The sequence below is a fragment of the Aliifodinibius sp. S!AR15-10 genome (assembly GCF_031569985.1).
GTDB lineage: Bacteria > Bacteroidota > Rhodothermia > Balneolales > Balneolaceae > JAMQKA01.
Window position 1 is genome coordinate 24,299 of sequence record NZ_JAMQKA010000054.1, and the last position, 19,737, is coordinate 44,035.

A 19,737-nucleotide genomic window follows, 5' to 3' on the forward strand; every position below is an offset into this window, starting at 1 on the left:
TTATGTACGATCATTTCCTGTAGATACAAATGCTTTCCTGTTATCGGCAAGCTGATCCAGCTGTTGCCTGATCTGGTGGTTGATAGTTCCCTCGGGATAGTTATCCTGTTCATCAGCTTTACCCATCTCGAGGCCTGTCAGCAGCTCCATAGCTTCTTCAATGGTTGAAATCGAATAGATATGGAAATTATTCTCTTCAACGGCCCCTAGAATATCATTCCGGAGCATCAGGTTTTTCTCGTTGGTTTCAGGAATAAGTACACCCTGGTCGCCCGTAAGACCACGCTGTTGACAGATATCGAAAAAGCCTTCAATCTTTTCATTTACTCCACCTATAGGCTGAATTTTGCCATGTTGGTTGACCGAACCTGTGATGCCAAAGCTTTGTTTGATCGGGATCTTACCGATAGCTGAGAGCAGGGCGCAGAGTTCGGCCGCTGAGGCACTATCACCGTCAATATTTGAGTAGGATTGTTCGAAAACCAAACTTGCAGACATCGATAACGGTTGTTCAGTGGCGTAGCGTTCGCCCAGGTAGCCTTTCAGAATGAGCACACCCTTGGAGTGGATGGGACCACTCATATCAACTTCCCGCTCAATATTGATGATTTCGCCTTTGCCCAGTTCCACCCGCGCTGTAATCCGGTTGGGACGTCCAAACATCAGGTTGCCGATGGTCACAACCGAAAGGCCGTTGACCTGTCCCACACTTTCCCCCTCGGTATCGATATAGATGTAGTCGCGATTGATGGATTCTTGAACCTTGTCACGCAGCCGGGCAGATCGATAAATCTTCTGCTCAATGGCTTTTTCGACATCCTCAAATTTCACTACCTCATGCCCGTTTTTACCCGCCCAGTAATCTGATTCTATAAGCAGGTCCTTGACCTCTTCCGTCTTGGTGGAAAGTTTTTCGTTGTCGCCGACCATCCGGGAGCTTTGTTCAATTATTTTGGCTACAGCTTGTTTATCAAAATGGCGAAGATCGTTTTCCTTGATAAGACCGGCCAGAAAGCGAACGTATTGTTTATGCCCTTCTTCGTTGCGCTCTATTTCATCCTCAAAATCAGCTTCGACTTTAAACAGTTTTTGAAACTCCGGATCAAACTGGCAGAGAAGATAGTACAGCATCCGCTGTCCGAAAAGGATTACTTTTACATCGATGTCGATGGGGGCGGGCTCCAGGGAAACAGTGCTGATCATGCTGTAGGATTCACCCAGAGATTCAATCTTCAGCTCCCCGGACTTCAATGCTCGTTTAAGCCCTTCCCATGCAAAAGGTTCAAGCAGAACCTCGCGCACATTAAGTATAAGATATCCACCGTTGGCTTTGTGCAGAGCCCCGGGCTTTATCATGTTAAAATTTGTCGTCAACGCCCCCATCTTCGACTGGTACTCAACGCGGCCCACCAGGTTTTTATAGCTGGGATTGTCTTCATAGATGACGGGCGCGCCTTCAGTCTCGCTGTTGTCAACCAAGAGGTTCACACGATAGCGGTCAAGCACCGGGCTGGTCGATGAAGAGAGGGGGCTTTGCTGCATCTGCTGTTGACCACCGCCGCCCATCATCTGGGCAAGCTTGTTTTGTCCCTGTTGCCCCTGGCTGCCCAAGATACCATGTACGTTTTCAATGACATCGATTTCAACATCATCCAGGAACGACTGCACTTTCTCCAGGTCCTCAAATTGTTCACGGACCTCATTAAACAGGTCTTTAACTGCAAAAGTGGCAATCTCCTTGTCCAACTCTTTCTTCTTTTCCCGCATTTTCCGTTTATTGGCGGGCATTTTTCTGATGATATCCTGCAGTTCTTGTTGCAGCTCCCTGGTTGTCTCCTGCAGTTCTTCTCTTTTTTCTTCGGGAAGACTCCTTATATCTTCTTCATTCATCAGTTCCCCGTCGTCATCAATAGGGGCAAATGAAAAGCCCGCCGGCGTACGCATCAGTGAAAGTCCTTTTTCCCGGGCTTTATTCTGTAGTTCCTCAAATGTCTGATCCTGTTGTTGCTGAACCTCATCCTGCAGGGCCTGTTGCCTGTTTTGATATTCTTCTGTTTCAAAAGCCGACTTAAGGGTAGGGGGCAGCTCATCTATTAATTTTACCATCTGCTTCTTTAGCTCGGTCCCTCGACCGGCTGGCAATGTCAGCAGCTTCGGCTTGTACCGATCATCAAAGTTGTTGATATAGCAGATGTCATCCGGCGTAGCACCGTTTTTCGACTTTTCGTTAAGCAGTTGCTGGATATGGCTGCGCTTGTCGGTCTGGTTGGGACCAAGGGCGAAGATGTTGTAGCCCTCCTTGTCGATCTCCATACCAAATTCCATCGACGAGGTAAGCCGCTCCTGGCCCAATACGGTGGTCAGGTTGGAAACCTCTTCAGTAGTTTTAAAATCAAATTGATCGGTTTCGCAAGCTTGACGTAATGATGTCTTATCAAGTTGTCTCACAATAAATGATTTTTTTATCCTCCTGAACTCATGTATATCATGAACTTAGATTAAGGTTCCACCATTCACTTGGAACTAGTTTATTGGGTATTTTCGCGTACCTTTAGGCAGGGTATGATAGTTAGGACGGGTTTACGAAAGGTATCCCCACACATTATCATACCACCCGGTGGCCCTACTTGAAATCGTAAAGTATTTATACTTCCTGTTTGTGCAGATCTTAGGGCCACCAAGTGGTTATAATGTGAGATTATTTCTGTGTTAATGACCTCGGTTTTATGTTTTGATTCATGTGGAAGATATTGTCGGGGTCATACTGGGTTTTCAGGTCCACCAGCCGGCGATAATTGGAACCATACGCCTCCGACACCCGGTCACTCTCATCAGCGGTCATGAAATTAATGTAGGCGCCCCCGGATGCGTAATCGCGGGTGGCCACGAAGAAGTCCCGCGCCCAGCCCACACATTTCTGATCTTCAATCGGTTCTTCCCAGCGCCCGTGCACGTTGACCACAAACCTGGCGTCGCGGGCAGCGTAGGCGGTGGCCTCAACAGGGACCTGGTTGGCTACCCCCGACAGCATGCCCAGGAATATTTCAGTTTGCAGTGTTGGCATTGTACCGGAGTACCTGATTATGGAATCGATAAGTCCATCGTTGATTTCAGTAAAGTTGTGTGATTTCCAGTAATTGCGCGATCCGGGTGTCAGAAGGGGATCAAATGCCTGCTGCCACTGCACATAGGGCTGCGGCCCCACATGCTCACCCACCGGGTTGCCAAATTTACGGAGATACTTGACCAAATTTTCTCCCTTGCTTACATCGCCGTTGTAGAAAACAGGGAGTACCACAACCATTTTATGGTGAACCTCCTCAGGCAGGAAGGGCAGGGGTGGGGCATAACGAATGACAACCCAGGCATTGAGCTCCAGCGGAGCAGACTTCGTAAACTCGCGGTACTGGTTGAGCACTTTCCGGGCCTGTTCAAAAGGAAATACAATCAGCCCTGCAAAGATTTCAGGACCGACATCGTAAAGCTTGTATTCAAACCGGGTCACCACGCCAAAATTGCCTCCTCCACCACGTATAGCCCAGAAAAGATCAGGGTTTTTGCTCTTGCTAACCGTGAGCTGGTCCCCATTGGCAGTCACAATATCGGCTGAAACCAGGTTGTCGATAGTTAGCCCATACTGGCGGGTTAGCCACCCAAAACCGCCTCCCAGGGTAAGGCCCGCAATACCGGTAGTGGAGTTAATGCCGGTGGGAGTAGCAAGACCATGGGCCTGGGTCGCCTTGTCAAAGGCGCCCAGTGTAGCACCGGGCTCGACAACTGCTCTTTTCCTGGCTGCATCTACCTGTATGTTGCGCATCCGGGAGAAGTCGATGGTAAGCCCGTTTTCAGCGATCGAGTTTCCCGCAATGTGGTGCCCACCACCCCGTGCTGACAGCTCAAGCCCTTTTTCCTTCGCAAAATGGATAACATGAGGTACGTCCTCCGCTGATTCGCACTGTACGATGATGGCAGGTTTCCGGTCTATCATACCGTTCCATATAGCACGTGCCTTGTCATATTCCGGATCCTCTGGCAATATGATCCGGCCCTTGATATTACGCTTTAGTGTATCGATCTGACTTTTTTCTACTTGTAACATGGTAATCCCAATATTTTAAGGTTGGATAGGAAACAGCAGCAACAGCCGGAGAGAATCAATAAATGAATCTACAACATAATTCAATTAAAACAATGTGTTACAGGATTTATTTTTGTTAAGAATGGCATGGTAGTGCTGTTTCTAAATAGAGTTATTATTTGGAGAAAGAGTTATATTCAGAAGGTTTCTGAATCGGAATGGCGACTAAGGCAAACCCTGCTCTTGAAATAACAATCCAGTCTTTTGAACTGTCACCGCTGATATCATTGATATCGAGTAATCCTTTAAGTCATTCACCTTGCGTTGCTATAGGAATACCTCCACCCACCGGGGGCTATAAAGCCAGCTGACAGGTATTTATCTGGTTGCTTTTTAGTTGGCCAAATGGATAAAATCAGAATGTTAATCTAAATGCAAAATGAGGTTGTCATGAAAGCAATTGTATATACACAGTACGGTCCGCCGGATGTTCTGAAGGTCAAGGAGCTGGAGAAGCCTGTTCCCGGTGACCTTGAGATCCTGGTAAAAGTACATGCCACTACCGTAACATCCGGCGACTGGCGGGCGCGGAGCCTGGACCTGCCCCCAGGATTTGGACCACTCGGCAGGGTAATGTTTGGGATACGGGGACCACGGCAGCCGATCCTTGGGACCGAGCTTGCCGGGGAGGTCGAAGCTGTGGGTGAAAAGGTTGCCAAATTCAATCCCGGTGACAAAGTGTTCGCATATAGTGGTGCCTCTATGGGTAGTTATGCCCAATACAAATGTATTGCGGAAGATGGGGCCGTGGAACATAAACCCCAAAACCCCAGCTATGAAGAAGCGGCGGCGCTCTCATTTGGAGGTACAACGGCACTGCATTTCTTTCGTAAAGCAGAACTCAAGAGTGGAGAGACAGTGCTGATTAATGGCGCCTCTGGGGGCGTAGGCACAGCGGCTGTTCAGCTTGCCAAGCATTTTGGAGCTGAAGTAACAGGTGTATGTAGTTCGGCAAATACAGAGCTGGTTAAATCGTTGGGAGCCAAGCATGTAATCGACTATAACAAAGAAGATTTCATCCAAAACGATAAGACTTACGACGTCATTATGGATACCGCTGGTACGGCTCCATACTCCAAGAGTAAAACGTCGTTGAAGGAGGGAGGCCGACTCCTCTTGGTATTGGGTGGGTTCGGAGACATGCTTCGAGTTCCCTGGGTATCAATGACAAGCGGCAGGAAGATCATTGCTGGTCCGGCGGAGGAGCGACCGGAAGATTTGCACTACCTTGCAGAGCTGGCGGAGGCTGGTGAGTTCAAACCGGTGATAGACCGCAGCTATCCGTTTGAAAAGATGGTGGAGGCCCACAGGTATGTCGATAACGGGCACAAAAAAGGTAATGTGGTGATAACGGTGGCATAAAGGTCAAAGGTTCTAAAGTCGAAGGTTGAAGTGTTGACTATTAATCAAGATATGACCTAACCTTCTATTTTATTTGAGTCGTAACCAAAAATGTCGAAATCCTTTTTATATAATTTTACTACTTTTTCCCAAATCTCAGGCGTATAATATTCTTCACATTTTTGACTTCTTTTAGTCTTGTTATATTGAGTTAGAATTGGATCTACGTTAAGCTCTTTACAAATTTTTTGAAAGTCCTGTTGCAGATTTTCAAACCGACCAATAAAATTAACTTGCGGTTCGTCATTTTCACATAAGAAATGATGTTGAGGTAAGAGATGAATATAACTCCATATATTTTCAGCATTCAGCCAATTCAATACAAAACTTTCAAATGATTTATAAGAAGCTATATTTTCTCGTGCCCATTTTCGATCCTTTTTATTGATTCCACCATTTTTTAAAAAAGTGTAGGCCGAAACAAGCCGTGTAAATGGGTTCCTTACAAAGCTAAAAGAGTAGTACGAATAAAAATCATATAAGCCAAAAATCCTTTTATACTCAATAACCGTTTTATGACTACCTCCAAGATTGCCAAAAAGTGCTCTACTAACTGCCAAACCAGCAGTTTTAGGAACGTGCACAAATATGCACTTCAATTCATCGTAGCCTGAGAGGCTATGTTTATCTTTTGAGTTTCGAAGTTGATCAAAATAAACTTTATTTTTCCAATGAGATAATTGATAGAGAATCGGAGGCGGTACCCAGGAAAGTATTCTTTCTTTCATTTTGATTCTAGGCTAGGCGATGCATAGTAAATTCTCATCATTTTTTTTCGATTTTTTACCTCAACCTTCTTCAATCTATTCTTTATTCTTAGTTATAGTGTGTAGATATGAAAGCTAAAAATTGTTCCCTGATTTTTCCCGTGGGGGCTGATGTTGAAACATTGAGTTGTTGAAGTGTTGAATTGTTAATAAAGGGTCTAAGGTCAAAAAGTCGAAGATTTGATTTTTAATTCTCCTCTCCGCTCTAACGTAAATTTAATGGAAATGAAGACGTAAAGATTATCGACCTTTGGCTGACCCACTCTGATTTGTAGAACAGGTTCGAGATCAAGGGTTTTCCCAAGATGTTTATTGTTTGGTATCGTCGCTCTGCAGTGATACCCTAGCTGACGCTCCGTGTCCAAGATTTCTATGTAATTAGATACGGAGCTTCGGATAGCCGGGAGAATGATCTGTTGCCTGTGCTACGAAGCATGCCTTCGTATAAAGCTTCGGTATGTAAACCTTGTGCGGAGTAGTACCGGTTATTTTTGGGGTTCGTTTTTGTTCATACAAAAACGAACAATCTCCGTTAAATCAAAGACTCAATAACTTCCACCGTCTCCGTTTGTTGGTCAGCAAGCTTCTCTCTTTGGTGTATGACTTCCCCTTCTTTATTCAGGACAGTAATCATGTTTGAATGGGTAAAATCAGTAGGACTAATCCGTTTGTATTTCACGCCAAGTAGGGCAGCAATCTCCAAGACATCACCCTGATCGCCATTTAAAAGTGTCCAGGTCTCCTCGTTAAGATCATTTTCCGTTGCAAACGTATTAAGACGTTCGGGAGTATCCCGCTCGGGGTCTATGGAAATGATAACAAAGTTGGCATTCGCCAAGGCATCTCCAGAAAGTTGATCCCGGATCCGCTTCATATCGGCCAGGATACGGGGGCAGGCATACTCACAATGTGTATAGACCATCGCAACTATCTGCACTTTCCCACGCAGGCTGCTAAGCTCAAGCTCTTTTCCATGTCTGTTTTTCCAGACACTGCTGACGTTATAGATTGATTCATCCGTGGGTTCACTAGACCCCATATCCATATTGGCGTGGGCCGAATGATCGTGGCTCTCTGTTTCATTCGTCTTTGCTTGCTTTTGCCCCTCACTTGAACATGCGATGAGGGTGATACTGATGGCAAGAAGAAATATTGAGCGTGGTGCTTTCTTCATAATGTAGGACTGTTATCATGTTTAATGACATAATACATGTGAGTTCAAAAAATCACAGCTTTTCTTCCTGATAGAAGTGTTCCTTTTTGTGTGAACAAATCCGCCGGCAGGCGGACTAAAGAACTACCATCGTGCTCCAACAAACTGCAAGTTGTCAGACTCAACTCCTCTCTCCAATCGCTAAACCCATTGATATGGAGGTATTGGACGCAGAGCGTCAATCTGAGATACCGCCGCAGAGCGAACGGTACAAAGCAATGTAAGGAAGAATCCAATCAACAATTCAACGACTCAACAACTTTCAACCTTACACTTTCCGACCTTAGACTTTCTGACCTTAGACCCTTCAAGCCTTATTCAATATCATGGGCACACCTGAAGCCCAGGTTGCTTACAGAGAAATCGGCCTCCAGGCTACCTCGGAATGCATAGCGCAAAAAGGCCGCGTAGTTCTCTTTATCCACGTCCGAAGCAGCGGAGCTGCCAGCCGCACAATAGAACTGTTTGAGCTCTCCCTGGTCGCTGCGTGATTCCCCGCTTATAAACACCGTATTGAAATCCTGCACCCACTCCCATATTAACCCGTGCATATCATAAATACCGTGATAGTTGGGAGTATTTTGTCCAACGGCGGGCAGAGTGTCGGGGTTGGGGCGACTATACCAGTCGAGAATCTGCTGGACAAACTCCTTGTCGCGGCTGGCCAGCGGCTTTCGTTTGCTTGCCGAGGCCACATACTCCCATTCATCCAGTGTGGGGAGGCGCTTGCCCCTCCATTTGGCGTAGGCCCTGGCGGCGAACCAAGAGATATTCGTCACCGGACTGTCCCTGATCTTATCGCTGTTTGGACCAAGATCAAGGTCGTCGGCCCAGTGTTTGAGGTATCCTTTATCCGCAAATACCGATTTAATATTGGAGCGCCGCCATTTGGGATTGGCTTCCACAAACCCCAGGAATTCGCCATTGGTCACGGGATGCTTGTCAAGGTAGAACGTTTCAACCGTTACGCTGTCTTTGGAAGAGCTATAGAACGGCATATAGGTGCCTTGTTCAATACGAACCATACCGTCCGTTTGGGCCAGGACGGGACCACAAAACAGGAACAACAGTAGTGCCGGTGCCAGATGAGTTACATACTTCATAAGGAGGTAGTGGTTATTTTCAACGAGTCTCTGAGCCTTGCTCCCTGACTTGCTGCACTTGTTGAGGCGTAACTTCACCGCCGCCATTATCAAATTCATTCATCACAAACGTTATGACGTTGGCCACCTCTTCATTGGTCAGGTTTTGCCGGGGCATAACGCCGTTATAGGTTTCCCCATTCACCGTAATTTGTCCAGAGAGGCCATGAACCACGGCACTGATGCCTCGTTCAGGATTTCCCTGCAGGTAATCGGATTCAGCAACAGGAGGGAAAGCGCCCTCGATACCCGAGCCGTCGGCCATGTGACACGCCTGGCATACCGACATGTAGGTCTCCCGGCCAAATTCTATGCGTTCCTCAAGCGTACTCGCAGTAGGTATCGTACGCTGTTCTTCGGGAAGCTCCTGGATGGCACCACCCTCCGGTTGATACACGCGGTCGAGCTGCTGGCCGGTATAGACGTTGCCGTTTTCTTCCCCGGAAACGGCAAGGGTGGCCAATGCACCTTTATTGAACGCACGGAATATCGCGTGATCCACCAGGATGTAGTTGCCCGGGGCTTCGGTCGTGAATTCAACCATTGCGGCCCCGCCGGCCGGCACCGAAGTAGTCTGTACATTTTCCTGCACGCGGTCGCCGCCTTCGTAATGTACCTTGTCAAATATCTCCCCGATCACATGGAAAGAGGAGGTGAGGTTGGGACCACCGTTGCCAACAAACAGGCGTACCTTGTCGCCCCGCTCAGCGGTGATGGCATTGTCACTCATCATTGATCCGACCGAACCGTTGAACACCACATACTCCGGGTTTTCATCAATCGCCTTTTCCATATCGAACGGCTGAACGCCGCGCTCCCCGTAATCGCCCTCGGTATAAAACTCGCTCTGCATCACGTAATACTCTTTATCCACTTCGGGGAGGCCATCGTGGGGTTCCACCAGGATAAGTCCATACATGCCGTTGGCGATATGCATTCCCACCGGGGCCGTGGCACAGTGATACACATACAGGCCTGGATTCAGCGCCCGGAAGGTAAAGACTGTTTCACGTCCGGGGGCTGTAAAGGTTGATTCAGCTCCTCCACCCGGACCGTTGACCGCATGGAGGTCGATATTGTGGGGCAGCTTGTTGTCGGGATGATTTTGCAGGTGGAACTCCACCATGTCACCCTCGCGAACCCGTATAAACTTGCCGGGCACCGAGCCCCCGAACGTCCACATGGTGTATTGTACGCCATCCGAAAGGCGCATCTCCTGCTCCACGACCTCCAGGTTTACCGTAAGCTTTGTGGCATGATCCCGTTCAATAGGCGGGGGGACCTCCGGCGGAAGTGTCAGCACGGCTTCCTCCTCACCGACAATTTCGGCCTCTTCCGGGTTAAACTCTTGGTCACCTGCGCAACTGTTCAGTGTAACCATTACCATTATTGCGACCAGCGTTTTCCCAAACACATCTCTTGGTAACCTCATCTCTCATCCCATTAAATTAACGATGACAACCCAAGTTAAATGATAGATAACTTTTTGAAAAGGGGTTTCTCCGGAGAAGTGGTTTGTTTGATGAGAGTATTAGCTTCAGCCGTTGTTACGCAAATCTCTTTTCTCTTATTCGATAGTGAAGTTGAAGAAAAGTGGCACCCAAAAATTTAAATATATGATCTGTCCGTAATTCATTATTCTCGTCGAGATAAACATGAATGGTTTCCTTGATAGCTTTCACATACTTTACGTAAGCTTTTTCACTTGAAGAATAAACAAGAAGGTAGAATCCACCATCTCCAAACTCGTTTCCTGAAGAATGCAATTTAAGCGATCCATCCTCCATATTTTCTGGCCAGAGAACCACTGTTGCGTTTCCATTTGGAAGAGGGAAAACTACTTTGACGCACTCATATCCTAAATTTGGTGGAGTGCAAGAAGTATAAGCACCTGCATAAATTACGTTTCCTGTTTTAACAACTTTCCGTAGCCATCCAACATATTGGATAGCCTTATTTGATTCTTTTTTTAGAGCAATTATCTCAGATGTAATTCCCCGCGATGAGTCAAGTGCAGAAACAGGCAGATTCAGTTGCTGTATGCGCCTACTGAACAATGTCGAAAGCAACCAGCCGAAGGGTTTGGCAGGAGTTGACCATTCTGACCAAATATCAAGTTCAAATCTGCTTGTACTTTCATAGAATTCAATGATCCTTGGGTGAACTTTTTCGGAACTAAACTGAGTACTATTTAGGTGTGAAAAGTCATCTACTAAGCCTTCTTCTGAACCTGTTTCAATGATCAGGTTGTTCTTATTAGCAAATTCTTCAAAATATGATTCCCCAATTATCTTGGGTTCGCCAATTGGACCGTCAAGCCAAGTTTCTTTTTGAGGATCGATGTTGTACCGCGAAGATTTCACCCAAAGTTGAGTTAGCCAATCTGACAGATAGCCTCTTTTTTTATCTATCCAGGGAGTTGAAAAATCAGACATGATTTTTTAAGGATTAGTTTGCATGACGATCTTACGCTTAAGGATCAGGCGCTGGAATATTTAAAATTAATTATAAAATGAAAGGGTAACTAATAAATGGGAGGTGGGCAAGAATAGGCTAGGGCTGTCCACTTAATACACGGTTTCCGCTATTACAAGATTCCTACTTCTTATTTGAATTAAAGAACACATTAAATTTATGTCCATCTGGGTCGGAAAATACACATACATAATACCCGTTTTCATCATATAAATCCTTATTGTCCTTTTGTGGGTTGAATAAAATTGCTCCACCCGCTTTTTTCACTTCTTCTACCCACTTGTCGACTTCATCCTTGCTTTCAGCTGAAAGTGTAAACATCACTTCATTTCCTTCACTCAAGTCTGCTATTTCCCCTTCGACACTGGACTCAAATCGATCTTTTTCAAAAAAATGGATTACAAAATTGTCATCACCTATCACAAAACTTGCTAGTTCTTTTGTAGAAGGTGGACAATTTGGCTTAAAACCTAATCTGAGGTAAAATTCCCACGTCTTTTCCACATCGTTAACAGCTAAATTAGCCCAAATTTTTTTGGTATCCATTTTCTTCTTTTTTGATCTGAATATTTGTTTCAGCTTGTTGCCAATATTGGCATAACGCCAATGCAATTGACGTTATCCTTGCTTCATAACAAAACCTGACATCTGTAGTATATTGACTGGATATGTCACTCGCACGGTGGAAATACGACATTATCACAGGGCAATTCTGACAATAACAATGACCAGGGAGTATAACTGCAAAGCCATATAACAACCTTGTCCATAAGCGGTACACGAATTAACGTAGTTATGAATTTTGAATTTGGATCTGGCAAAAAGAAGAAATGAAGTATCCCATTATGGAGGCCATTGGGAAGGACCTTTAACCTTGGATCAACATTTTAAACCTTTCAACATCTAAACACTTAAACACTTTATTGAGTGGCCCATCCAAGCGCAGACCAAATAAAAAAAGGGTGCCTAAAAGACACCCTTTTCAATATTGTTAATCAAAGGAAGCATCAGATATCAAACCGGACACCTGTCCCGAGCACAAGCTGATCCGCGTCACTAAGTACATACTTCAACTCGGCAAACAGGTCGCCAAAGTCGAGCCCGTACTCAAGTCCACCGCCAATATTTAATCCAAACTCGGAATCACTTCCAGATACGTTAAATCCCTGGTTGTTCGATTGATCAAAGGAGATATTGGTAATATTGATTCCTCCCAGGCCATACAGCAAGAGCGCATCCTGGTTGTGAAAGATATAATTACCATTAAAATTCAGTTCCCACACGGTTTGCTTAAAACCACTCTCTTCATGCGGAAAGTAGAATCCGAAATCAGCCCCAGCCCTGAACTCTTCGTTAATAGTGTAAATACCGTCCACTTTAAGGCCAAAGTTGTTGTCTACCTGGTCAATTCCAGAAACCCCGGTCCCCAAGATGATACCGCCTCCGATTTTAATATCATCAGATTGGGCGTAAGCTGTTGACGCCGAAAAAACTAAAAAAGATAAAAGTATAGCTCTTGAAATAAGTTTCATTTGATCTGTATTCGATTTTAAAGTTTATAGGTTGATGAATTATAGCATCTACTTTGTTATGCGGATTTTATCTCAATAATGGGTCAAGTTGACCAATATTAAAATAAGGAGTCGAATATAGGACCCTTCTGATAATAAAGGAACATTTAATCACAATATTAGTTTAGAAGGATTCTTTGGTGGATAAATAGAAGAAAAACCACCATTTCGGGATATATGAAATAAAATCACTTGCAAATTTTTCGAGGCTTACCATGAGGATCTCTGTGCTCACCATTATATTTTTTTGTTTGTTGACGTTTCTTTCCGCATGCTCCGATTCCCCCATTTCACCCGATGCATCCGATCAAGAGCTGGATCGAATTATTGATGAGGGACTGGAAGCCTGGCGGAAACCGGGAGCCATCCAGGAAGGGGCCGCCTGTGCCAACTGCCACGCCCCCGATGCACTCGACCTGGCCTATTTTGATTTCAGCAGCAACACCCTTAAGCGAAGAGCAGAGCCACATGTCAGCCAGTTTTCTTCGCAACTTTCAGCAAATGATTTTAAAAAAATAAAGAAGCTGGTGGAAGCCCAGCGGATCAAATACGGCATACAACCCAAGGATCCAATGGAGTTCCGTCCACTGCAGCCCGGTGGAGAGGTCCTCCCGGGAAACACCGCTGCTGAACGGGACCATGCCTTTGGCCGTCAGCTAAGAGATATGGAGTTTGCTGCCACCACCGATACGGTACTTTCACTTGAAGATGCAAAGCAGCACCGTGACGCCTGGCTCCAGGTAAATCCACGGAGGCTTAAGATCGGGATCCCTTTTAACCGCTGGTCGGAAGATCCGCACCACGGAACCGAACACGCAACCATGGCCGACTGGCTGCCTGATCTGCCGCGTATCCCCAGGGAGGGACGGGCCGGGGAGTGGTATGCCTTGCAGGACGCCTATCTTGATAACCCCACCGATGAGAACTTTTGGGAGATGTACAGCAATGTGCACCGGTACACCCAGTCTATTTTTGACGGACGAAGTGAGCATTTCTTTCACCGGAAGTACCGCTCTGTTCTTATGGCCCAGCATATATTTCGAAAAGAACTGATGGGGCAGGAAGAGTTCCCGGATCGCCCGAGCCTGGCGTGGTTTCCCACCCGCAGCGACGACATTGATAATCCTATCTGGGATATCGGCCTGACCGCCCACGGACTTCGAAACGGGCCCGATGACGAGGAAGACTTTGAGATGCCGCCCGACGTGTTGCTGCGCTCCAAACCCTCGGGCAGCATTAAAGAGCAGATGGACGACATCCGGGTGCCGTGGTTCTACGCGGGCTGGCTGTTCGACCAGGGGCTGCAACACTCGGGCGGCAGTTCTGCCACCACGCAAGCCCGCTATTTTACCCTGCATATGCATATCGATGACGGCTATCCCATCCACAACGCGTTTGCTATCACACGCAAGCTGATCGTGGAAAATTTTGATACCGAGATACATCAGGAAGAGAAGCCGATAAATGCCAACTACGAGAATTTCAGTAACCGGGCACACCGCCACCAACCGGGTAATGAAAACGCCAGGGAGATCTACAGGCTGATGACGCTGAACAGTTACCGCATGATGGCGCTGTTTGTGCAGGACTATATAGCCAATAAAGGCATCCCCTCAGGATCAGAGGAGGCTGAGGAGCGGGTTGCCCACTGGCAGGAGACACTGGATCATTTTGAACGCTTTACCGAAGAAGTACAGGGACCCAACCATACCTACAATTTGCAGCTAATTTCGGATGTGAGAATAGCGATACTGGAGGGGTAGGATCGGTTGACTTTGCCTGATCTGATAATTTCCTTTCACATGATATATGTTGAGATCGCATAATATCAACCCTTTGAGAATAACGTATTTAACGTCAGTTCGACATAGGAACCTGGGCAGTGCGTTAATAGAGCGTTGAAAGCTTTAGCTCTTACCAATGAGCCTATGATAAATAGGCTGACACTCTTTTAGCAATTCTTTCAGATGCTCCGGGAACGGTTCGGTTTTGGGAGTATAGGGCTTAAACCCTGTTGAGCGGTGGACGTTGTGATACCAGTGATCGGCCCATACGCCGTCTTCGGGACGGGCGCCGGCTTCCCACGAAAGCATCGCCTCATCAAAGGGTATGCCGAGGCCGTGGCAGATCTCTGTTAGTTTGCCCTTTGGATCCATCAACACCTGTTTGGAGTCTATAACCATCGGCTGTTGCCCGATACTTTGCAAATACTCCAAAAGTTCCAAGTGCTTTGCATAGCCCACATCCCGCATGGCAGGTTGATTGACCTGTTTTGCATAGGAGGGCAACATGTCGCGGGGATCCCTGGTCAGAATTAGATTAATCGTATCTTTCATGAAGCTCCAGTCCAGGTCCACCAAGTGATGAGTCATATGCTTGAAAAAGACCACCGGCGTCTCATAATCCCCGAGAATCACCTCCCTTACCACACGTTCCCCATCGTTGTGCTGATCGGCAATGACATCTTCGGCTCCGGGATGATACTCATCCGCATCTGTGGAGGTGAGGTAGTGGGCATACAAAGGTTCATCAACTACCGTAGTGTCCTTACGTTGGGCAAAAGAGTACATCAGGGCTGTGGAGATATTGCGCGGCCCACTCCACAAGCAGATTCGTTTCGTCTTATCCATCCGCCTTCCCCTCTGCTACCGCTTTGTGGATTGCGTCTCGGTAAAGCCCTTGCAGTTTTTTCACCATCGGACCCGGTACAGACTCGGTAATCGTACGGCCGTCTACTTTTGTTACGGGCGTCAAGCCCCCAAAGCTACCGGTAACAAAGGCTTCATCGGCACCATAAACATCGAACAGGGAGAAGTTCTTCTGGAAACAGGGGATACCCGCTTCTTTGCCTACCTCAATGATTTTGCCCCGCGTAATGCCGTTCATGCAATATTGCCCGGTGGAGGTCCAGACCTCTCCATCCTTGACAATAAAGAAGTTGGTGGCATTACAGGTCGAAACGAAGCCGTTGACATCAAGCATGAGCGCCTCATCGGCACCCGCTTCGTGGGCCTGTATCAGGGCCTGTACTTCGTGCAGTTTGCTGTGGCAGTTGAGGCGGGGATCCAGGTAATCGGGGGAGCCGCGGCGGATCGTGCTGGTAAACAGGGTAACGCCGCGATCCCGGCTTTCGGGGTCCGCTTTTTTATGCTCCGCAATGATGACGATGTTGGGCCCGGATATCGTCAGCCTTGGATCCTGGCTCGGTGTCTTTTTTATGCCACGGGTAACCATGACCCGAACGTGAACGTGATCATGCATATCATTGGCTTCAATCGTTTGCCATATATTCCCCGTTAACTCATTGCGGCTCATGCCGATATCAAGTCCAATAGTTGCCGCGCCGGTCCAAAGCCGATCCAGATGCTCGTCGAGGAATACCAGCACGCCCTCGTGCAGGCGCAGGGCCTCCCAGACGCCGTCACCCACCAGGTAACCACTGTCGAACACTGATATCTTGGCCTCATCGCGTGGTTTTAGTTCTCCGTTTATATAAATAAGTACATCTTCATTACGGGGATCTTCCAGTGCGTTATGCGTCCCGTGTGTTGCTTCTTTACTCATTAAACCAATCAATTTGTTTATCCAGAAAGATTTTTAGGCTGCCCAGCTATATACGGAATAGATCTGAACAATTATAACACTACATTATTGAAATTTCATAGTTGGTAATCCTGTAGTTCCAGCAAACTAGTTACATTGGTTTTAATGTGTGTAATGAATACCGGAAGAAAAACTCAAAATTATTGCTGAGCATAATCTATAAGCTCTGCGTTAACTGTAGGGCACTAAACATGCTGATACCGAAAAGATAAGAGTTCAAATTACTATGGATAAGCAACGCCTGCTATTTTCTGTGTTGAGTTTACTGCTATTGGCTTCCTGTTCCGATACCATCTTTTCAGGGGTAGGAGGAGATGCGAACCTTGAGATAACCACTGATCAAATAGAATATACCCCAAAAGACACCGTCAAAGTTACTTTTGTGAATGATACTCCGGAGGATTTATTCCTATTGAGCTCCGGTTGCTCGGCTTTCGACGGACCTTTGCCCAATATGGTAATTGAAAAACAGCGAGGACATGTTTGGGAAAATGCTACTGACTATGGCTGTACGGCAGTCTATCAACCGCCAATAAATATTGAAGCTGGCACGAGTTATTCCGTGAAGTTCAGAGTGGGAGTGACGAATGCGCCCCAGGAGGAGGGGACCTACCGTTATCTTTTCGACCTCCGCTTGATTAATGAAAATGGAGATCCGGGAGAAAAGCTGCCCGCCCGTTATCGTTACTCCAACGAGTTTAAAGTATTAAAATAAAAAACCGGGCCGGCACCATAAGTTGGCATCGGCCCGGTGAATGTGTATTTGTCAAGTTTACTACTGAACCTGGATTACGTCTGCAGAACCCGGGATAAGTGCATTTTGAGTAGCCCATAGGCTTCCATCTTTACCAACGGTTATGGCCGTCAGTATCGGGATGCCGGTAGCCACTTCACTGCATGATACCGCTTCGACATCACATTCATTGATGGTGCCACCAGCACCGCCCATGAGCACCTCAACGGCAAACCAGCTCTGTTCATCCAGCTCGGCAACAAGCAGGTTCCCTTCGTCGTCAAATGCCAGGTCTATAATGGAGGTGAATCCGCCTTCAAACACCTTCACGCAGTCAGGACTAGAACTACATACGGCCCCGGTAGCATCCGGTGATATCTTCCAAATATTAGATGCACCGGTCGGTGCAGGAAAGCCTTTCAGTTCTCCCACATAGTAGTAACCATCCGGTCCGACGGCTATGCTGGTCGGCACTGCCTGGGCGGGTATCTGGTCGGGAAGTCCGCATATTTGTGCCTGGTTGGGATTGGGGCAGCCCACAAGCTCTTTGACATTGGCCGTGGAAACCAGCTCGTCAGGGAAGAGTGCAACGACCTCAACATGCCCCTGGTTGTTGATACGGAGCAGATCATTCCCCCCGGCATCAGCAACAAGAGCAGACTGTCCGCCCAGCGACTGCACGTCGAATGGGTTAGAGTCTACGCCCGCACCATCCGGGTCATTGGCCTCTTCGAATGCAAACAAGTTTGCAACCATCTGGGTTTTGCCTTGGTGAGTACGGTACAGCGCCTGTCCAGAGTCCATCGTTGGTTCCGGCGCACCACCGGTGCTTGCCCAAATCGCATTTCGCCCGACAGGGCCTACATCTGTAACTCCGGGAAGGGCGATACCTGATCCACTCAACGTTCTAATACCGGCCCCCGCATCCGCCACTAAGATATCACCATTTGGAGCCGTGGCTAATCCAAAAAGCGGACTGGTAAATCCATCCCCATCAAGGAAGGTATCATTCTTGTTTTTAACAGCGTTTCCCTGGAAAGTAGTCAGGGGAGTGTAACTGTTTGCAACAGCAATTTGGTCCTCCTGTTTGACATCCGTGCTGGTTTCAGTACAGGAGGTTAGCACTAGTGCAAGACAGGTTAATATAACCGGGACCATTACCCAACCATTTCCCGAAACACAATCATCATAATGAATTATATATTTCATAAATCCCTCTCATTTTAGTTATCGGTTTGATGTGTGTGGGGTACAAACCGACCACGTAGATGATATTTTGGCCCGTAACTCTTTGATTTTTAAAAGTTTAAGACATTTCGAATGAATATCAAACAGGCTGGAATATTTTGTTTTCAGCCCTGGGGTTCCCGAATAGATTGCTGAGGTATGGGCAAAGCACTGGGTTATGCTATAGTTTCGCGGTGGAGCAGAAAAGTTACCTATGTCTTTTTGTCCTATTAATCTGTATTGTATGCAAGGTAAAACTAATCTTTTCAAACATATACCTGGAGGGTGCCATGCAAATCTTAAATTTAAAAAGAATATTCAGAGCAGAGCGAGGAACTGCATTACTTTTGATGATACTGTTTTTTGCCGTTTCAACGGTCAATGCCCAAAACCAGCAGCAAAGTAACGTAGTTGAAGATTTTCTAAATATCTATAATATGACCTCAGACAAGGCTTCCCAGCTGGCGGACGCCATTCCCGCAGACAAGTTCAGCTGGAGACCTGCAGAAGGTATCCGTTCGGTGCAGGAATCGGTATTACATATGGCCGGGGCCAATTACTTTTTCAGTTCCATGATGGGAGCGACTATACCAGAAGGGATTGATCCCCGCTCATTCGAGAAAACGGAAATGAGCAAGGAAGAGGTTATCTCAACACTAAAAAAATCGGTCGCTTTTGTTCAGGAAGCCGTCACCAATATGCCTGAAAAAGAGTTCGATATCAAGATCGACATGTTTGGTAATGAAGTAAGGAAACGACAGGTCATGTTCCTTTTGGGAGACCATGCCGCCGAACATTTGGGACAGCTTATTGCCTATGCCCGCATGAATGGCGTAGCGCCACCCTGGAGCCAGCAGGCCCGGTAACGTTACTTGGTGAAATTGAGTGGTTATTCCCCTGACTACTAACGCAGAAATACTTCTGCCTCGGGGGGGGACTTTGCCGGTTTTTAGCGGTTGAGATATCTTTCAGAAATTGCTCATGAAATTCATTGGGAAAAACACTTTTTTTCTCTTGAATTGGAAGAACAACTGCTTTAAATAAAGTAAATATGGAGCAAATTGAGTGGAAGGATTTTGAGAAAGTTGAGCTGAGAGTAGGCACCATTGTAAAGGCTGAGGAGTTCCCCGAGGCCCGGGAGCCAGCGTATATCCTGGAAGTAGATTTTGGAGAAGAGATCGGGATAAAGAAGTCGAGTGCCCAGGTAACGGACCTTTATACACCTGAGGAGTTGGAAGGCAAACAAGTTGTGGGTGTAGTAAACTTTCCACCGAAGCAGATCGGGCCGATCATGTCGGAGTGTTTAATCACAGGATTTCACCGGGAGGGCGGGGCCGTAGTGCTAGTGTCATTACCACTAAATAAAAGGGGTAAATGTGATTGGGTTTTTGTATTTTTCGAATAAAACATCATGGATAAACTCACCTTTCCCGACCTCTCTCAACAAGTCAAAGATCAACTCCTTAC

Annotated in this window: 17 protein-coding genes; 5 read left to right on the top strand and 12 right to left on the bottom strand. The window is 46.7% G+C overall.

Annotated features, from left to right (window positions below; genetic code table 11):
• Together NC796_RS22615 and NC796_RS22620 are read right to left on the bottom strand one after the other, a co-directional pair.
• Positions 1–2,448, bottom strand: coding sequence for an ATP-binding protein (locus NC796_RS22615; RefSeq protein ID WP_310688042.1), 2,448 nt, complete (start codon positions 2,446–2,448; stop codon positions 1–3).
• Between the two features lie 250 nt (positions 2,449–2,698).
• Complete coding sequence (locus tag NC796_RS22620) at positions 2,699–4,099, bottom strand: FAD-binding oxidoreductase (RefSeq protein ID WP_310688044.1); 1,401 nt, start codon at positions 4,097–4,099, stop codon at positions 2,699–2,701.
• Positions 4,100–4,528: 429 nt separating this feature from the next.
• On the opposite strand from NC796_RS22620, the gene NC796_RS22625 reads away from it, so the two are divergent.
• Positions 4,529–5,500 carry an NAD(P)-dependent alcohol dehydrogenase gene (locus tag NC796_RS22625; RefSeq protein ID WP_310688046.1) on the top strand — a complete coding sequence of 324 codons (972 nt, stop codon included), beginning with the start codon at positions 4,529–4,531 and terminating at the stop codon, positions 5,498–5,500.
• A gap of 56 nt (positions 5,501–5,556) precedes the next feature.
• Here the strand turns inward: NC796_RS22625 and NC796_RS22630 are convergent, their stop codons facing one another.
• From NC796_RS22630 to NC796_RS22660, 7 genes are all read right to left on the bottom strand, one after another.
• Positions 5,557–6,267 carry a sulfotransferase family protein gene (locus tag NC796_RS22630; RefSeq protein ID WP_310688049.1) on the bottom strand — a complete coding sequence of 237 codons (711 nt, stop codon included), beginning with the start codon at positions 6,265–6,267 and terminating at the stop codon, positions 5,557–5,559.
• A 571-nt stretch (positions 6,268–6,838) separates the two neighbouring features.
• Entirely contained in the window at positions 6,839–7,480 is a 642-nt protein-coding gene (locus tag NC796_RS22635) for an SCO family protein (RefSeq protein ID WP_310688051.1), read from the bottom strand.
• 353 nt (positions 7,481–7,833) lie between these two features.
• Positions 7,834–8,622 (bottom strand): formylglycine-generating enzyme family protein, encoded by a 789-nt coding sequence (locus NC796_RS22640; protein WP_310688052.1) that lies wholly within the window; start codon positions 8,620–8,622, stop codon positions 7,834–7,836.
• 19 nt (positions 8,623–8,641) lie between these two features.
• Complete coding sequence (nirK, locus tag NC796_RS22645; RefSeq protein WP_310688054.1) at positions 8,642–10,093, bottom strand: copper-containing nitrite reductase; 1,452 nt, start codon at positions 10,091–10,093, stop codon at positions 8,642–8,644.
• A 115-nt stretch (positions 10,094–10,208) separates the two neighbouring features.
• On the bottom strand, positions 10,209–11,096 hold the full coding sequence (locus NC796_RS22650) for a hypothetical protein (protein WP_310688055.1): 888 nt from the start codon (positions 11,094–11,096) through the stop codon (positions 10,209–10,211).
• A gap of 163 nt (positions 11,097–11,259) precedes the next feature.
• Positions 11,260–11,682, bottom strand: a complete 423-nt coding sequence (locus NC796_RS22655) for a VOC family protein (RefSeq protein WP_310688057.1) — start codon at positions 11,680–11,682, stop codon at positions 11,260–11,262.
• A gap of 461 nt (positions 11,683–12,143) precedes the next feature.
• Positions 12,144–12,668 (bottom strand): outer membrane beta-barrel protein, encoded by a 525-nt coding sequence (locus NC796_RS22660; protein WP_310688059.1) that lies wholly within the window; start codon positions 12,666–12,668, stop codon positions 12,144–12,146.
• A gap of 254 nt (positions 12,669–12,922) precedes the next feature.
• Here NC796_RS22660 and NC796_RS22665 point away from each other — a divergent pair, with 254 nt between their 5' ends.
• Positions 12,923–14,470 (top strand): hypothetical protein, encoded by a 1,548-nt coding sequence (locus NC796_RS22665; protein ID WP_310688061.1) that lies wholly within the window; start codon positions 12,923–12,925, stop codon positions 14,468–14,470.
• A 144-nt stretch (positions 14,471–14,614) separates the two neighbouring features.
• On the opposite strand, the gene NC796_RS22670 is transcribed toward NC796_RS22665, so the two are convergent.
• Both NC796_RS22670 and NC796_RS22675 read right to left on the bottom strand, forming a co-directional pair.
• Complete coding sequence (locus NC796_RS22670; RefSeq protein ID WP_310688062.1) at positions 14,615–15,337, bottom strand: sulfotransferase family protein; 723 nt, start codon at positions 15,335–15,337, stop codon at positions 14,615–14,617.
• The gene (locus NC796_RS22675; RefSeq protein WP_310688064.1) at positions 15,330–16,271 is read right to left on the bottom strand and encodes an aminotransferase class IV; all 942 of its coding nucleotides are present in this window, start codon (positions 16,269–16,271) and stop codon (positions 15,330–15,332) included. Before NC796_RS22675 ends, NC796_RS22670 begins: the two co-directional genes overlap by 8 nt.
• A 265-nt stretch (positions 16,272–16,536) precedes the next feature.
• On the opposite strand from NC796_RS22675, the gene NC796_RS22680 reads away from it, so the two are divergent.
• Positions 16,537–17,025, top strand: a complete 489-nt coding sequence (locus NC796_RS22680; protein WP_310688067.1) for a hypothetical protein — start codon at positions 16,537–16,539, stop codon at positions 17,023–17,025.
• A 60-nt stretch (positions 17,026–17,085) separates the two neighbouring features.
• Here the strand turns inward: NC796_RS22680 and NC796_RS22685 are convergent, their stop codons facing one another.
• Positions 17,086–18,252 carry a ScyD/ScyE family protein gene (locus NC796_RS22685; RefSeq protein WP_310688069.1) on the bottom strand — a complete coding sequence of 389 codons (1,167 nt, stop codon included), beginning with the start codon at positions 18,250–18,252 and terminating at the stop codon, positions 17,086–17,088.
• Between the two features lie 368 nt (positions 18,253–18,620).
• On the opposite strand from NC796_RS22685, the gene NC796_RS22690 reads away from it, so the two are divergent.
• Together NC796_RS22690 and NC796_RS22695 are read left to right on the top strand one after the other, a co-directional pair.
• Complete coding sequence (locus NC796_RS22690) at positions 18,621–19,136, top strand: DinB family protein (RefSeq protein ID WP_310688072.1); 516 nt, start codon at positions 18,621–18,623, stop codon at positions 19,134–19,136.
• Positions 19,137–19,321: 185 nt separating this feature from the next.
• Positions 19,322–19,675 carry a tRNA-binding protein gene (locus NC796_RS22695; protein WP_310688071.1) on the top strand — a complete coding sequence of 118 codons (354 nt, stop codon included), beginning with the start codon at positions 19,322–19,324 and terminating at the stop codon, positions 19,673–19,675.
• The last annotated feature ends 62 nt before the right edge of the window (positions 19,676–19,737 follow it).

Bases quoted from the DNA above. Each gene is read 5' to 3' on its own strand.
- NC796_RS22620 (WP_310688044.1), bottom strand. From the start codon at position 4,099: ATGTTACAAGTAGAAAAAAGTCAGATCGATACACTAAAGCGTAATATC.
- NC796_RS22625 (WP_310688046.1), top strand. From the start codon at position 4,529: ATGAAAGCAATTGTATATACACAGTACGGTCCGCCGGATGTTCTGAAG.
- NC796_RS22630 (WP_310688049.1), bottom strand. From the start codon at position 6,267: ATGAAAGAAAGAATACTTTCCTGGGTACCGCCTCCGATTCTCTATCAA.
- NC796_RS22635 (WP_310688051.1), bottom strand. From the start codon at position 7,480: ATGAAGAAAGCACCACGCTCAATATTTCTTCTTGCCATCAGTATCACC.
- NC796_RS22640 (WP_310688052.1), bottom strand. From the start codon at position 8,622: ATGAAGTATGTAACTCATCTGGCACCGGCACTACTGTTGTTCCTGTTT.
- nirK (WP_310688054.1), bottom strand. From the start codon at position 10,093: ATGAGGTTACCAAGAGATGTGTTTGGGAAAACGCTGGTCGCAATAATG.
- NC796_RS22650 (WP_310688055.1), bottom strand. From the start codon at position 11,096: ATGTCTGATTTTTCAACTCCCTGGATAGATAAAAAAAGAGGCTATCTG.
- NC796_RS22655 (WP_310688057.1), bottom strand. From the start codon at position 11,682: ATGGATACCAAAAAAATTTGGGCTAATTTAGCTGTTAACGATGTGGAA.
- NC796_RS22660 (WP_310688059.1), bottom strand. From the start codon at position 12,668: ATGAAACTTATTTCAAGAGCTATACTTTTATCTTTTTTAGTTTTTTCG.
- NC796_RS22665 (WP_310688061.1), top strand. From the start codon at position 12,923: ATGAGGATCTCTGTGCTCACCATTATATTTTTTTGTTTGTTGACGTTT.
- NC796_RS22670 (WP_310688062.1), bottom strand. From the start codon at position 15,337: ATGGATAAGACGAAACGAATCTGCTTGTGGAGTGGGCCGCGCAATATC.
- NC796_RS22675 (WP_310688064.1), bottom strand. From the start codon at position 16,271: ATGAGTAAAGAAGCAACACACGGGACGCATAACGCACTGGAAGATCCC.
- NC796_RS22680 (WP_310688067.1), top strand. From the start codon at position 16,537: ATGGATAAGCAACGCCTGCTATTTTCTGTGTTGAGTTTACTGCTATTG.
- NC796_RS22685 (WP_310688069.1), bottom strand. From the start codon at position 18,252: ATGAAATATATAATTCATTATGATGATTGTGTTTCGGGAAATGGTTGG.
- NC796_RS22690 (WP_310688072.1), top strand. From the start codon at position 18,621: ATGATACTGTTTTTTGCCGTTTCAACGGTCAATGCCCAAAACCAGCAG.
- NC796_RS22695 (WP_310688071.1), top strand. From the start codon at position 19,322: ATGGAGCAAATTGAGTGGAAGGATTTTGAGAAAGTTGAGCTGAGAGTA.